Source organism: Azospirillum sp. TSH100, assembly GCF_004923295.1.
GTDB lineage: Bacteria > Pseudomonadota > Alphaproteobacteria > Azospirillales > Azospirillaceae > Azospirillum.
Genome location: NZ_CP039637.1, coordinates 497,098 through 512,198, shown reverse-complemented (window position 1 = coordinate 512,198; position 15,101 = coordinate 497,098). Strand labels below are relative to the sequence as shown.

12 protein-coding genes are annotated in these 15,101 nt (G+C 68.2%); 4 read left to right on the top strand and 8 right to left on the bottom strand.

All coding sequences use genetic code 11. From position 1 onward, the window contains the following. Positions 1-25 precede the first annotated feature (25 nt). Positions 26-1,348 (bottom strand): amidase, encoded by a 1,323-nt coding sequence (locus E6C72_RS23835; protein ID WP_247875471.1) that lies wholly within the window; start codon positions 1,346-1,348, stop codon positions 26-28. 327 nt (positions 1,349-1,675) lie between these two features. Between E6C72_RS23835 and E6C72_RS23830 the strand changes: the two genes are divergently transcribed. Beyond that, positions 1,676-3,220 carry an FAD/NAD(P)-binding protein gene (locus E6C72_RS23830; protein WP_109084157.1) on the top strand — a complete coding sequence of 515 codons (1,545 nt, stop codon included), beginning with the start codon at positions 1,676-1,678 and terminating at the stop codon, positions 3,218-3,220. Between the two features lie 13 nt (positions 3,221-3,233). Here the strand turns inward: E6C72_RS23830 and E6C72_RS23825 are convergent, their stop codons facing one another. The 5 genes from E6C72_RS23825 to E6C72_RS23805 form a co-directional block, all read right to left on the bottom strand. Beyond that, a complete protein-coding gene (locus tag E6C72_RS23825) occupies positions 3,234-3,938 on the bottom strand; it encodes an aspartate/glutamate racemase family protein (protein WP_109084158.1) in 705 nt (234 codons plus the stop codon). 13 nt (positions 3,939-3,951) lie between these two features. Beyond that, on the bottom strand, positions 3,952-4,779 hold the full coding sequence (locus tag E6C72_RS23820; protein ID WP_109084159.1) for an ABC transporter permease: 828 nt from the start codon (positions 4,777-4,779) through the stop codon (positions 3,952-3,954). 3 nt (positions 4,780-4,782) lie between these two features. Next, on the bottom strand, positions 4,783-5,700 hold the full coding sequence (locus E6C72_RS23815; RefSeq protein ID WP_109084160.1) for an ABC transporter permease: 918 nt from the start codon (positions 5,698-5,700) through the stop codon (positions 4,783-4,785). Positions 5,701-5,884: 184 nt separating this feature from the next. Further along, positions 5,885-7,198 (bottom strand): PotD/PotF family extracellular solute-binding protein, encoded by a 1,314-nt coding sequence (locus tag E6C72_RS23810; RefSeq protein WP_109084161.1) that lies wholly within the window; start codon positions 7,196-7,198, stop codon positions 5,885-5,887. Between the two features lie 73 nt (positions 7,199-7,271). Further along, the gene (locus E6C72_RS23805) at positions 7,272-8,276 is read right to left on the bottom strand and encodes an ABC transporter ATP-binding protein (protein ID WP_109084162.1); all 1,005 of its coding nucleotides are present in this window, start codon (positions 8,274-8,276) and stop codon (positions 7,272-7,274) included. 290 nt (positions 8,277-8,566) lie between these two features. On the opposite strand from E6C72_RS23805, the gene E6C72_RS23800 reads away from it, so the two are divergent. Together E6C72_RS23800 and E6C72_RS23795 are read left to right on the top strand one after the other, a co-directional pair. Then, a complete protein-coding gene (locus E6C72_RS23800; protein ID WP_109084163.1) occupies positions 8,567-9,313 on the top strand; it encodes a GntR family transcriptional regulator in 747 nt (248 codons plus the stop codon). Positions 9,314-9,505: 192 nt separating this feature from the next. Beyond that, entirely contained in the window at positions 9,506-11,509 is a 2,004-nt protein-coding gene (locus tag E6C72_RS23795) for a methyl-accepting chemotaxis protein (RefSeq protein WP_158280109.1), read from the top strand. A gap of 84 nt (positions 11,510-11,593) precedes the next feature. Here the strand turns inward: E6C72_RS23795 and nagE are convergent, their stop codons facing one another. Both nagE and E6C72_RS23785 read right to left on the bottom strand, forming a co-directional pair. Next, positions 11,594-13,057, bottom strand: a complete 1,464-nt coding sequence (nagE, locus tag E6C72_RS23790) for an N-acetylglucosamine-specific PTS transporter subunit IIBC (RefSeq protein WP_109084165.1) — start codon at positions 13,055-13,057, stop codon at positions 11,594-11,596. Positions 13,058-13,172: 115 nt separating this feature from the next. Continuing rightward, entirely contained in the window at positions 13,173-14,081 is a 909-nt protein-coding gene (locus E6C72_RS23785) for an N-acetylmuramic acid 6-phosphate etherase (RefSeq protein WP_109084166.1), read from the bottom strand. Between the two features lie 221 nt (positions 14,082-14,302). Between E6C72_RS23785 and E6C72_RS23780 the strand changes: the two genes are divergently transcribed. Next, on the top strand, positions 14,303-15,061 hold the full coding sequence (locus E6C72_RS23780; protein WP_109084167.1) for a GntR family transcriptional regulator: 759 nt from the start codon (positions 14,303-14,305) through the stop codon (positions 15,059-15,061). Positions 15,062-15,101 lie beyond the last annotated feature (40 nt).

The window sequence follows — 15,101 nt, the reverse complement described above, 5'->3', positions numbered from 1 at the left end:
TCCACTCCCGCCCTTGTTTCAGAGTTCATCCCCGCAGTGCCGCCTCCAGCCCGGCGGCGATGCCGAACAGGCTGCGGTCGCTGCCGCGCCGCCCCATCGCCATCAGGCCGACCGGCAGCCCATCGGTGGGAACCGGCAGGGAAATGGCCGGCAGGTCGAACAGGTTGGCGACGCGGGTATTGCGCAGCAGGGCCAGATTGACGCGGTGGAAGGTGGCGTCGTCCAACACATCGGCGATGGCGGGTGCCGTCATCGGCACGGTCGGCAGCAGCAGGACCGGATGGCGGGTCAGCCGCTCGTCCATCAGCCGGATCAGATCAGCCCGGCGGCGCTGCATGCGGACATAGTCGGCAGCGGGCGCCTTGCCGCCGGCCTCGATCCGCGCGCGGGTCTTCGGGTCGATGCCGTCCAGCGCCGTAACGCCGAGATCGGCCAGGGTGGCCGCCAGTTCGATGGCGGTGAAGACGCCGATCCGGTCCAGTTCCGCCTGCGCGTCCAGTTCCGTCTCGATGGAGCCGTCGACGATGTGCGCCCCGGCCGCGCGCAGCCGCTCCAGCGCCGCCTCGAAGGCCATGGCGACCACCGGTTCCACCCCGTCGAACAGCCGCCCGCGCGGCACGAGGAAGGACTGCCCGGCAAGCGGCAGCGGGGCCAGCGGCGCCGGGTCTTCGTCGGAAAGAACGCTGTCCAGCAGTGCCGCATCGGCGACGCTGGCGGCAATCGGCCCGATCACGTCGAGTGTCGGCGACAGCGGGAAGGCACCCTCAGCCGGGAACCGCCCGGCGGACGGCTTGAAGCCCACGGCACCGGACAGCGCCGCCGGGATGCGCAACGACCCGCCGGTGTCGCTGCCCAGCGCGATCTCCGCCATGCCATCGACCACCGAAATCACCGCCCCGGAAGAGGATCCGCCCGGCACCCGCGAGCGGTCATGCGGATTTCCGGGATTGCCGGAATGGGGATTGATTCCGACGGCGGAAAAGGCGAATTCCGTCATGTGGGTCCGGCCGACGATCACCGCCCCCGCGGCGCGCAGCCGCGCCACCGCACGGGCGTCGCGGGTCGCGGCCGGCCGCCTGCGCAGGATGGCGGAACCGGCCGCGGTGGTTTCGCCCGCGACGTCGAACAGCCCCTTGACCGAGACGACCCGCCCGTCGAGCGGCCCCAGCGTCCGGCCGGCCGCCGCGCGACGGTCGCTGGCGAGGGCAGCGGCGCGAGCCTCCTCCGCATAGACATCCGTGAAGACGAGAGTGCCTTGCCGCGCCGGATCGGCGATCCGGGAAAGCGCCGCCTCCAGCCGGTCAGAAGCGGAAGCGTGGGAGACGGGCGGCATGGTCGGCTTGGACATGGCGAGGCGGGCTCCTGATCGGTCATGCGGCGGCGCGCTTCAGCAATGGCGCACAACCGCATGTGCCACATCGGCGCCGGCTTGGCGACAGCGATGATGCGATCCGGATTGCGTAAAAAATCGGCAAATCCCTACTTTTGGAATAGTGTTTGCCCTTCGGCCGATGGCGCGCGTCCTGTACGCTGTGATATTCAGGGCAGAACGAAGCGGACCGAGCAGACACACGGCCGACGCGATTACCCGCCCTCTGCCATCGCCGGAGGGGTTAGGGGAACAGACGCCAACGGCCGACCTTTTCCGGAATGACTCACGGAAGGACGGACTTCGATGCCTGCAACGCCTCACTTCCATCCCCCTGGCGCCACCCCGCCCGAAGCCTTCACCCAGCCCCGCCAGATCGCCATCGTCGGCGCCGGCTTCACCGGCAGCCTGCTGGCCGCCCATCTGCTGCGCGGTGCCCAGGCGCCGCTGGTGGTCCATCTGATCGAATACGGGCACCGGCCGGGCACCGGCGTCGCCTATTCCACCCCCAACGGCGCGCATGTGCTGAACGTCCGCGCCTACAACATGAGCGCCTATCCCGACGACCCGCGCCATTTCCTGCGTTGGCTGTGGAGCCGGGCGGAGGGGCCGACGCCGGAACAGCCGATGCCGCCGAGCGGCCATGCCTTCGCATCCCGCGCGCTGTACGGCGCCTATATCCAGGACGTCCTGGCGGAGGCGCAGGCGGAAGCCCCCGCCCATGCCCGGCTGAACGTGATCCGCGGCGAGGCGGTGGATGTCCGCACCGAAGCCCCGTCGGGCAGCCGGCCGGCGGTGCATGTGCGGCTTGGCGACGGCCGGGTGGTCAGCGCCGACACCGCCGCCCTCTGCATCGGCAATTTCCCGCCCTCCCCGCCCTGTCTGGCCTCCCCCACGGCGGACGAGGCCTTCGCGTCGGACCGCTTCATCGGCGACCCCTGGGATGCCGCAGCCATCGGCGGGATCGACCGCGATGCCGCCGTCGCCATCCTCGGCACCGGCCTGACCATGGTGGACACGGTCCTCTCGCTGCTCGACCAGGGCCATCGCGGGCCGATCACCGCGGTGTCGCGCCGCGGCCTGCTGCCGCTGCGCCATGAGGAGACGCGGCCCTACACCTCGTTCCTGCATCCGGACGTGCTGCCCAGCACGGTGCTGGACGTGCTGATCGCCCTGAAGGCCGATGCCCGGCGGGCGGCGGCGGCCGGCTATGACTGGCGGTCGGCCTTCGACGCGCTGCGGCCGCACCACCACCGCATCTGGGCGCATCTGCCGATGGAGGAGCGCCGCCGCTTCCTGCGCCACGCCCGCCCCTTCTGGGAGGTGCATCGCCACCGCATGGCGCCGCAGGTCGCCGACCGCATCGCCGCCGTGCGCGCCAGCGGGCAACTGAGCATCCTGCCCGGCCGCCTGAAGGACGCGGGCCTCACCGTCGGTGGGCTGGAGCTGACTGTCACCGAACGCGGCGGCGGAGCGGACCGGGTGCTGACGGCCGGCGCGCTGATCAACGCCACCGGCACCAACTGCGACTACACCCGCATACGCCACCCGCTGGTGCGCTCGCTGCTCGACCGCGGCCTCGCCCGGCCGGACGAGTTGCGGCTCGGACTGGACGTGACGGAAGGCGGAGCGGTGATCGCCGCCGACGGCACCCCGTCCCCGCGCCTGCTCGCCTTCGGCCCGGTCGCCAAGGCCCCCTTCTGGGAAATGACCGCGGTACCGGAGCTGCGCAGCCAATGCGCCGACGCGGCACGCCGGATCTTGGGTGGATCGGCGGGCGGAGCAATCTCCGTCCAAACCGGACTTTCGGGATTGGCGACGCCGGAGTTCCCGGACCCGCAAAGGCTGTAAAAGGGCGGAGGGGTCAGCGCGCCTTGGGCAGCGGCGGCGCATAGCCGCCGACCTTGCTGGTCCGCAGCCCAAGGGCGGCCAACCCCTCCACCAGCTTCACGGCGGCGGTGACGCCGTCCACCACGGGCAGGCCCATCTCATCGCTCAAGGACCGGGCGAGATCGGCCATGCCGGCGCAGCCCAGCACGATGGTTTCCGCCCCATCCTGTTCCACCGCCCGGCGGATCTCCGCCCGCACCCGGTCGACCGCCCCCGATGCCGGGTCTTCCAGCGCCAGCACAGGCACTCCGGCCGCCCGGATGGTGCAGCGCCCGGCCATGCCGTAGCGCTGGGCCAGCCGTTCCAGCGCGGGGATGGAGCGGGCCAGAGTCGTCACCACGCTGAACCGGCCGCCCAGAAACCCGGCGGTCTGCATCGCCGCCTCGCAGATGCCGACCACCGGCGCGGTGGCGAGGCTGCGCGCCGCGTCGAGCCCGACATCGTCGAAGCAGGCGATCACCGTGCCGGCGATGACGCTCTCGCGCTGATGCTGGTCGATCACTGCCAGCATGCCCGGAACGGCCAGCGCTTCGTCGTAATAGCCCTCGATGCTGGCGGGGCCGGTCGGCGGGTTGGTGGCGACGATCTCGGTGCCGGGAGCCGCGACGGCACGGGCGGCGGAGCCGATCCGCGCCGTCATCGAGGCGGTGCTGTTCGGGTTGACGACCAGAATGCGCATGTCTTGAATGTCCTCAGGCGCCGGTTCGCCGCAGGCGGTGGCGGCGCAGCAGGATCAGGCCCAGGAAGAACAGGCCGATCACGGTGAAGGAGAAGACCGTCGTCAGCGATCCCAGCGCATAGAGCACCGGCGTGGTGACGTTGGTGGTCATGCCGTAGATCTCCAGCGGCAGCGTGTTGAAGCTGCCGGCGGTCATCAGCGTGCGGGCGAACTCGTCATAGGACAGGGTGAAGCCGAACAGCCCGACGCCGATCAGGCTGGGCAGCAGGATCGGCAGCACCACATGGCGCACCGTCTGCCACGGCGTGGCACCCAGGTCGCGCGCCGCCTCCTCATAGGCCGGGTTGAAGCGGTTGAAGATGGCGAAGACGATCAGCAGACCGAAGGGCAGCGTCCAGGTCAGATGCGCGCCCAGCGCCGAGCTGTACCAGGACGGCTCCAGCCCCAGGATGTTGAAGAACAGGCCGATGCCGAGGCTGACCAGGATCGACGGCACGATCAGGCTGGCGACGGCGAGGTAGAACAGCGCCCCGCTGCCGCGAAAGCGGCGGCGGAAGGCGAAGCCGGCCAGGACCGAAAACAGCACGGTCAGCACCATCACCATCAGCCCCAGCGCGATCGAGCGGCGGAAGGAGCCGCCGAAATCACCGACCGCCTGCTGCTCGAACAGGTTGCGGAACCAGTGCAGCGAGACGCCGCTCATCGGGAAGGTCAGCCCGCCCTCCGGACCCTGGAAGGACAGGATCAGGATGGTGGCGGTCGGGCCGTAGAGGAACAGCACGAACAGCGCGAAGAAGGCGCCCAGCAGATAGAAGGACAGGCCCCGGCGTGACGAATTCATCACTCACAGCTCCTTCCGGATGTCGACGATGCGCAGCATCGCCACCACCATGATCAGGACGACAGCCAGAAGAACCACCGCATTGGCGGCGGCGGCCGGGTATTGCAGCAGCGAGATCTCGTTGGCGATCATCAGCCCGATGGAGGCGCTCTGCCCGCCGCTCATCAGCCGCACGGTGATGAAGTCGCCCATCACCAGCGTGACGACGAAGATGGAGCCGATGGCGATGCCCGGCTTGGTCAGCGGCAGGATGACGTTCCACAGCGTCTGCGCCGCATTGGCGCCGCCGTCGCGTGCCGCCTCGATCAGGGCGCGGTCGATGCGCATCATCGAATTGAAGATCGGCACCACCATGAACAGCGCATAGAGGTGGACGAAGGCCAGCACCACCGAGAAGTCGGAGAACAGCAGGAACTCCAGCGGCTGGTCGATGATCCCGGCGGAGATCAGGCCGGAATTCAGCAGCCCGTTGCGCCCCAGGAACGGGATCCACGAGATCATGCGGATGATGTTGGAGGTCCAGAACGGGATGGTGCAGACCAGGAACAGCACCATCTGCCAGGTGGTCGACCGCACATGGAAGGCCAGAAAATAGGCGACCGTGAAGCCGATCCCGAGCGTGATCGCCCAGGTGAGTGCGGCGTATTTCAGCGTGTTCAGATAGGTCTTCCAGGTGACCGGCGAGGCCAGCAGCTCGGTGTAGTTGGTCAGCACGAAGTCGGGGTAGATGCGCACGCTGTCGTAATCCCAGAAACTGACCGCGACGATGGTCAGGATCGGCACCAGCAGGAACAGCAGCAGCGTGACGGTCAGTGGTGCCGCCTGGAGGTATGGGGCGACGCGCGGCAACAGGCGGGGACGCCGCGCCCTGCCGGCGGCGGCCGTGACGGACGGTCGGGGCGTTTCGGCGGTCAGGGTCATGGGCGGGTGTCCTGCGCTGGAGGTTGCGTCGGCGCTCATCCCCCTCTTCCCCCGGGGAGAGGGCCGGGGTGAGGGGGATGCATGGCTTGGATTCTCGTGAGGGGCCGACGCGCGACCCCCTCACCCTAACCCTCTCCCCAAGGGGGAGAGGGGACTCCTGTCGGCCCGAAGAGGACTGTAACTGTTACGCAGCGATGAACTCGTTCCACTTGCGGACCATGTAGCGGTCCTCGTCCATCACCGCGTTCCAGCAGGCGACGCGGCCCATACGGTCCTGGAACGAGCCGCCGTCGCGCACGGCGCCGGCCTTCTCCATCACCTTGCCTTCGGGGCTGAGGATGTCGGCCTTGGCCGGCTGGCCTTCCATCCAGAAGGCCCATTCCTCCGGCGACATGTGCTGCTTGGCGGTGTCGAGCACGGCCGAGTAATAGCCCTGGCGGTTCAGATAGGCGCCGACCCAGCCCGACAGATACCAGTTGATGTATTCATAGGCCGCTTCCAGCTCCAGCCCGCTCAAATGCTTGGCGATGCCGAGACCGCCGCCCCAGGCGCGATAGCCCTCCTTCAGCGGCTGGTAGACGCACTGGATGCCCTTGGCGCGCACGGCGGCGACGGCCGGCGACCACATCGACTGGATGATGACCTCGCCCGACGACATCAGGTTGACGCTCTCGTCGAAGGTCTTCCAGAAGGCGCGGAACTGGCCGGCCTTCTTGGCGTCGGTCATGATCTTGAGGGTCTTGTCGATCTCCTCCTTGGTCATGTTGCCCTTGTCGCCATACTTGATCTCGCCCATCGCCTCGCAGACCATGGCGGCGTCCATGATGCCGATGGACGGGATGTTCAGCAGCGACGCCTTGCCCTTGAAGGCGGGGTCGAGCAGGTCCTTCCAGCTGCTGATCGGCCGGCCGACCAGATCGGGGCGGATGCCCAGCGTGTCGGCGTTGTAGATGGTCGGGATCAGCGTCATCCACTGGGTCGCCGACTTGGCGAACTTGGTGCTGTCCTTGCCCTCGACGAAACCGACGGTGTGCGGCGCGGTGCCCTGGGCGATGGCGCTGCCCGGCGTCATCTTGCCGGTGATGAAGATCGGAACGATCTTGTCGAAATTCTTGATCTTCTTCACGTCCATCGGCTGCATCACGCCGGCCGGGAAGACCTTCTTGCAGATCCAGTATTCGATGTCGGCAATGTCGTAGGACTTCGGCTGCGTCACCGCGCGCTGGGTCACCGCGTCGGAATCCAGCGCCGTCATCTGCAGGGTGAAGCCCAGATCCTCCTTTACCTTGTCGGCGACGGCGTTCAGGTTCGACACGCCGGTGCCGAACTGGCGCAGGGTGACGTTCTTGATGTTCTGCGCCCAGATGGTCGGGAAGCCGGTGATGGCGCCCGAACCGACGGCGGCACCCGCCACGGCGGCGGTGCCCTTCAGCAGAGTGCGGCGGCTGACGCCGGTCGACGGCATTGCGGACTTGGAAGGAGTACGGGTGTCGGTCATCGCTGAGCCTCCAGTCTGTTCGTCGTGTTGTTTTTGGATGTGCGTTCTTGTTTGAGCGGCTTTTTGAAAAGGATCACGCCACCAGCGGGTGGACGTCGCGGCGGCTCCAACCGGCGTGGACACGGTCGCCCACGCCGACCGGCGCGTCGAAATAGCGGGCCTCGTCCAGCACGACGGCGAACTCGTCGGCACCGGCAACGTCGAGGCTGAGATGGACGGAGGCGCCGTGATACTCCAGCGACCGCACCGTACCCTCCACCTGGATTTCGGTCGGCAGGTCGGCGCCGCCCAGCTGGATGCGGTCGGCGCGCACGGCACAGCGGCCGGCATCGCCGACCACACCGCCTTCGATGACGTTGTGGCCGCCGATGAAGCGGGCGACGAAGGCGGTGCGCGGCTGGTTGAACAGCTCGCGCGGCGGCCCGGCCTGCTCGATCCGACCCTGGTTCATCACCACGGCAAGGTCGGCCAGCGCCATAGCCTCGGTCTGGCTGTGGGTGACATGGATGAAGGTGATGCCGATGTCACGGTGCAGCCGCTTCAGCTCCTCCCGCATGCGCACGCGCAGGAAGGGGTCGAGCGCCGACAGCGGCTCGTCCAGCAGCAGCACGCCCGGCCGGGTGATCAGCGCCCGGGCCAGCGCCACGCGCTGCTGCTGACCGCCCGACAGCTGCGACGGCAGGCGCCCGGCATATTTGCCCATGTCGACGAGGTCCAGCATCTCCGCCGCCCTGCGCCGCCGCTCCTCCTTCGCCACCCCCTTCATCTTCAGGCTGAAGGCGACATTGTCGGTGCAGTCCAGGTGGGGGAACAGGGCGTAGCTCTGGAACATCATCGCCGTGCCGCGCTTGGCCGGCGGATCGTCGTTCACCACCGCATCGCCGATCAGCAGGTCGCCGTCGGTGATGTCCTCGTGTCCGGCGATCATCCGCAGGGTGGAGGTCTTGCCACAGCCGCTCGGCCCCAGCAGGCAGCAATAGGACCCTGCCGCGATCCGCAGGTCGATGCCATCCACCGCCACGGTCCCGCCATAGGCCTTGCGCAGCTTCACCAGCTCGACCGTCGAACCTGCTGTCATCGGATGGCCTCCAGAATTGTGCACAATCTGTGCGGTCGTTTGTGACCGGTTCGCCTTCTGCATTCCGCGTGCCAGCCGCTGAATGGCAGAAATCAACCGGCTTTTCGGGGTTCTTCTGCATAAAAGAACGGCATTTGTGCAGCAAGTCACCCCAGTGACGCTGTTTTAGGCAGAATTCTTCGCCGCGCTTCCGGCCATCCCGCTTCACCGATTGCGGTTTCGCCGCTGGCCCACTTTGTGCACAATTCGCGGTACGGTTTCCATACAGCCACAAAAGCAATCCATCAGCCATGACCGCCGCCACCAAGCCAGCCCGCCGCACGCCTCTTCCCCGTGCCGGTTCCCGCAGCAGCGCCGAAGCACGCATCGTCCGCAGCATCGGGGAGGCGATCGCCGACCGCCGTCTGCCGCCCGGCACCAAGCTGACCGAGGAAAGCCTGGCGGAGGCCTTCGGTGTCAGCCGGGAACGGGTGCGCAAGGTGCTGCTTCTGCTGGCGCAGCGGCGGGTGGTGACGCTGATCCCCAATCGCGGTGCCTTCGTCGCCAAACCGACGCCGAAGGAGGCACGCGAGGTGTTCGAGGCGCGGCGGGTGATCGAACGGGCGATCATGGACCGGCTGGAACGGCTGCCGCGCCCCCTGCCCGACGACATGCTGGAGAAGTTGCGCGACCATGGCGCGCTGGAGGATGCGGCCGAACGCGCCGCCGACCGCAAGGCGATGATCCGGCTGTCCGGCCAGTTCCACCTTCTACTGGCCGAGTTCGCCGGCAACGCGACGCTGGCCGGCATCCTGGCCGACCTGATCGACCGCTCCAGCCTCGCCATCGCCGCATTTGAACGGCGGTCCTCGCACACCTGCTCCGCCGACGATCACCGCCGCCTGATCGCCGCCCTGATCGGCAACCGCCCCGGCGAGGCGACCGCCCTGATGATCGAGCATCTCGACGAGGTCGAACGCCAGCTTGACCTTGAGGCGAAGACCGACACCCGGATCGACCTGAAGGCGATCTTCGCCAACGAACCGGAACCGGCCTGACAAACCTGCCGGCGCCCTTTCGACCAAAGTCCTATGTCATTCCGCCGTCCGGTCCGTCCCCCCAGCCGGCTAGACTCAAATTTAACCAGGCCCACGCCAGAATCCTCCCGGCAAAGGACCGGCGCCGGGCCGGGCCGTAGCAGGACGAGAGGGGGCCGACCGGCAAACCGGCGGCACGCAGGGGGTATGTCCGTGGCAACTGGACAGTCCGGCAACGTCCGGAAAAGAACGAAATTCGTTTACAAGATACTGGTCGCCGCATCGCTTCTGATGGTGGGCGGCACCGGTGCGATCGCCCTGTTCAGCGCGTCCATCGCCGAACGGACGCTGCTTGAGGGCGTCGAAAGCCAGATGCGGTCGGCGGGACAATCCGCCGCCGTGAACATCGCCACATGGCTCGACGGCCGGCAGAAACTGCTGGATACGCTGGGCGAAGCCATCCAGACCAGCGGCAGTGGAGCGGTCGGCAGTGGAGCGGTCGGCAGCGGGACGGGCGGCGCCGATGCGGGTGTGGAGCGCTACCTGCGGGCCAAGGCGCTGACGGACGTTTTCTCCCCCGTCTATTTCGGCCGGCGCGACGGCGTGTTCTTCCGTGAACCATCCACCAGGATGCCGGACGGTTACGATCCGCGCAAACGTGGCTGGTACGAGAGCGCCGCGGCCGAAAAGCGGACGGTGCTGACCAAGCCCTACCTCAGCGCCTCCACCGGGCGGCTGACCATCACCATCGCCCGGCCGGTGACTGGTACGGATGGGTTGGACGGCGTCGCCGGCGCCGACCTGGACCTGTCGCGTGTCAACGACTTCCTTGGCGGGCTGGCACTGGCCGGCGAAGGCTATGCCTTCCTGATGGATGCCGACGGCACCGTGCTGGCCCACCCGGACTCCGCCAAGGTGCTGAAGAAATTGGAGGGCCTCGACCCTGGACAGCTCGACCGCAAGGCGACGGCGGCCGATGGATCGGGTCCGCTGGTAAGCTTCTATCCGATCGGCGGCCTGACCTCGGCCCGCTGGTATGTCGGCATCACGGTCGACCGCGACAAGGTGCTGGCGCCACTGCATGATTTCCGCCGCACCCTGGCGCTGTCGGTCGTCGGCACGGTCGTCGTTCTGGTGGTTCTGCTCGGACTGCTGATCTACCGGATGGTCTCGCGTCCGATCACCGACATGACCGGGGCGATGCGGCGGCTGGCTGACGGCGACCTCGCCACCGAGGTTCCGGCGCGCAATCGCCGCGACGAAATCGGCGCGATGGCCGACGCCCTGCTGGTGTTCAAGGACAATATGGCGGAGAACGCCCGCCTTGCCGCCGAACAACAGGCACTGAAGGAGCGGGCGGAGGCGGAAAAGCGCGAGGCGATGCTGCGTCTGGCTGCCAGCTTCGAAAGGGCGGTCGGTGGCGTCATCCACTCCGTCGCGACGGAAACGGAGGCCTTGCAGCACCGTGCCCAGGAAATGACCAATGTCGCCGACCGCACCGGCCAGTTGGCCGCCGATGTCGCCCAGGCGACGGAACAGACCTCCGCCAACGTGCAGACGGTCGCCGCCGCGACCGAGGAACTGTCCAGCTCGATCGACGAGATCAGCCGTCGCGTCACCGAATCCTCGCACATCGCGACCGAAGCGGTGACCGTCGCGGGCCGCGCCAATGGCAAGGTCGAGGGGCTGGCGGCGGCTGTCGAGCGGATCGGTGCGGTGGTGGAGCTGATCAACTCCATCGCCAGCCAGACCAACCTGCTGGCGCTCAACGCCACGATCGAGGCCGCCCGCGCCGGCGAGGCCGGCAAGGGCTTCGCCGTCGTGGCGCAGGAGGTTAAGGCGCTCGCCACCCAGACCGCCAAGGCGACGGAGGACATCAGCGGACAGGTGGCGGCCATCCAGGCGGCGACCGGCGAGGCGGTGCAGGAAATCCAGCAGATCAGCCGCATCATCGCGGTGATCGACGAGGCCGCGACCTCGATCGCCGCCACCGTCGAGGAGCAGGGCAGCGCCACCCGCGAGATCAGCCGGAACGTCCAACAGGCCGCCCAGGGCACGCAGGAGGTCGCCGGCAGCATCGGCGGCGTCAGCAGCGCCGCAGGCCAGAGCCGCGCCGTCGCCGGCGACGTGCTGAACACCGTCCGCCAGCTGTCCACGCAGGCCGATACGCTGCGCACCGAGGTCGCGCGCTTCCTGACCAGCGTCCGGCAGGGGTAACGCCCAGTCTTTGAGCAAGGCAGGGAAAAGCCCCGGCCTCATCAGAGGACCGGGGCTTTCCTTTGAAAAACAACGTGCCTTGGATCAGACCCGCAAGCCTGCCGACGCGTTCAGCGAGTCCTGGATCTCGCCGGCCAGCTGGTCGGCAATCGGGCCGACGATCACCTGGACCGAGTTGGCCGACGGCTTCACCACGCCGCGGGCGCCGATCCGCTTCAGCTCCACCTCGTTCACGCGGCCGGCATCGGCGACGCTCAGGCGCAGGCGCGTGGTGCAGGCCTCCACCGAACGCAGGTTGCCGGCCCCTCCCAGGGCGGCGACATAGGCGCCGGCCCGGTCACTGACCGGCGCGATGCCGGCGTTGGTCCGGACACCGGCGGCAGCCGGCGCCTGACCAGCGGGAATGGCGACATCGTCACGGCCCAGCGTCTTCAGGTCGAAGCGCTGGATGACAAAACGGAACAGCCCGTAATAGATGGCGAAATAGGCGGCACCAACCGGCAGCAGCAGGATCGGGTTGGTCGCCTTGCCGTAATTCAGCACATAGTCGAACAGGCCGGCCGAGAAGCCGAAGCCCAGCTTCACGTTCAACACGTCCATCAGCACCATCGACAGGCCGGTCAGCACGGCATGGACGGCGAACAGCGCCGGGGCCAGGAACATGAAGGCGAATTCCACCGGCTCGGTCACGCCGGTCAGGAAGGCGGTCAGCGCCATCGACAGGAGCACGCCGCCGACCGCCGCACGGTTTTCCGGCTTGGCGGTGTGGTACATGGCGAGACAGGCGGCGGGCAGGCCGAACATCATCACCGGGAAGAAACCGGCCATGAAGGCGCCGGCCGTCGGATCGCCCTTGAAGAAGCGGTTCAGGTCGCCGGTGACGCCCTGATAGTCGCCCAGAAGGAACCAGGCGATGTTGTTGATGATGTGGTGCAGGCCGGTGATGATCAGGATGCGGTTCAGCACGCCGTAGAGGAACAGGCCGACCTTGCCCAGCCCCAGCACGCCGGTGGTCAGCGCGGTCAGGCCGGAATCGACGATGGGCCAGCCATAGCCAAAGATCAGCGCGATGCCGAGCGCCGCCAGACCGGTGACGATGGGCACGAAGCGCCGCCCGCCGAAGAAGGCGAGATAGTCCGGCAGCTTGATGTCCTTGTACTTGTTGTAGAGCTGACCGGCGATGATGCCGATCAGGATGCCGACCGGGATGCTGATGCGGCTGGACATCTTCGCCACCAGCTCCGGCGCGACGCCGCTCAGCACCACGGCGCCCTTCACCGCCACGAAATAGCCCACCGCACCGGCCAGACCGGCCGCTCCGTGATTCTCCCGTGCGAAGCCGATGGCGATGCCGACGGCGAACAGGACACCCAGGTTGGAGAAGACGGCGTCACCCGCCGCGGCGATGAAGGCGATGTTCAGCAGGTCGGGCTGGCCGATGCGCAGCAGCAGCCCGGCGATGGGCAGCACGGCAATCGGCAGCATCAGCGCCCGCCCAAGCCTCTGGACGCCCGAAAAACGGTCGCCCGACAAACGATCAGCAGACATTCGGACGTCTCCCAGTGTGACCGGCTCCGGCTTCAGCGGACCGGGCCGACAGGATGGATGATGATCGGGCGGTTGGCGCCTCCCTGAGCACCGCCGCCCCTGCTTCGCTTTTCCCTCAGGTCTCTTTCGCGGCGACGGATTTTGCCCGCTCCATCGCCTTGCGCAGATTGCCGCCGGTCTCGGCCAGCAGCCTGTCAATCTCCGGACTTTCCAGCCCGGCCAGCCCCAGAACGGCGCGGCGCACGTCGCCATGCCGCTCCAGCGCCGCACCGGCAACATCCTCGTCCACATGCGCGATGCGCGTGACCATGGCTGTGCAGCGGCGGCGGAGCTTGGCGTTCTCCGGCCGGACATTGATCATCAGGTTGTCGTAGACATTGCCGAGCGCCGTCATGACGCCGGTCGAAAACAGGTTCAGCACCACCTTCTGCGCGGTGCCGGCGCCGAGCCGGGTGGAGCCGGCGATCACCTCCGCCCCCGTCGCGGTCAGCACCGGATGCTCCACCGCATCGAGCAGCGGCGAACCAGCACTGCTGGCGATGCCCATGGTCAGCGCCCCCGCCTCCCGCGCGGCGCGCAGGACGCCGACGGTGTAGGCGCTGGCGCCGCTGGCCGACAGCCCGACCACCACGTCGGCGGCGGAAACCGCCGCCCGCGCAGCATCGGCGCGGCCCGCCCCCTCGTCATCCTCCGCCGCCCCGGCCAGCCCGCGCGACAGATCAAGCCCGCCGGCGATCAGCAGCACCAGCCGCTCCGCCGGCCAATCGAAGGTCGGCCCCAGATCGAGCCCGTCGAGTGCCGCCACCATCGCCGACGACCCCGCGCCAGCATAGACCAGCCGCCCGTGCCCGCCGGCCAGACGCTCCGCAGCGGCCTCTACCGCGGCGGCGACCGGCGGCAAAGCGGGGATGCAGGCGGCGAGCGCGCGCGTCTGCCCCTCCCACAGCGCCGTCATCAGTTCGGCGGCCGGCCACACGTCCAGCCGGCTGTACCGGTTCGCCGCATCTTCCGTGCCGCCCGCCATCGTTCCGGCTCCGCTGTCGCTCCGGCATCTGGCCCGGAGGTTGGTGGTGTCTGGTTGGTGGTATTAGATTGGACTGTATGCGCAGAATACCAAAATCCGGACATTCCGCAATCTGAAAACGGTCACAGTCGTGCGTGTTCCGACACATGCCGTCCGGCGGCTGTTGCCCAGAGGACTTTCAGTGGTATCATGCCGGTCCCGGAGCACTGGAGTGGTTGCCGATGTCCACTGCCGCCGCCGCGGCCCCGTTCGACCCGACCGCCCTGTCGGACGCCCTGCCCCTGCCGCTGTATCTGCAGCTGGCGCGGCATCTCCGGTCGCTGATCGTCGAAGGCCGGCTGACCGACCAGGACGCCCTTCCCGGCGAGCGCGAACTGGCGGAGACCTTCGGCGTTTCCCGCGTCACCGTGCGCAAGGCGCTGCGCGAACTGATCGCGGAGGGGCTGCTGCACCAACGCCAGGGCGCCGGGACCTTCATCAACCACAGCCCCCATGTGGAACAGCGGCTGTCCGCCCTGACCAGCTTCACCGAGGACATCGGCGGCCGCGGCCTGAAGCCGGAGTCGCGCTGGCTCAGCCGCTCCGTCGCCACCGCGACACCGGAGGAGGCGATGGCACTGGGCCTGCGACCGGGTGCGGAGGTGGTGCGGCTGCACCGGCTGCGGCTGGCCGACGGCACGCCGCTCGCCATCGAACTCAGCACGCTGCCGACGAGTTTCCTGCCCGACCCCGATCTGGTCCAGGGCTCCCTGTACGAGACCCTGCGCGGGCGCGGCCATCCGCCCTTCCGTGCGCTGCAACGCTTGTCTGCCATTCGCCTGCCGACGGATCAGGCAGCGCTTCTGGGGGTTCCCGACGGCGCCCCCGCCCTCTACATTGAGCGCCGCACCTTTCTGGAGAACGGAACCCCGCTGGAGTTCGTCCGTTCCCACTACCGCGGCGACGCCTATGACTTCGTCGTGGAGCTGTCGCTGGTCTGATCCATGCGGACCATTCCTTCCCATACAGACGATCCCAACG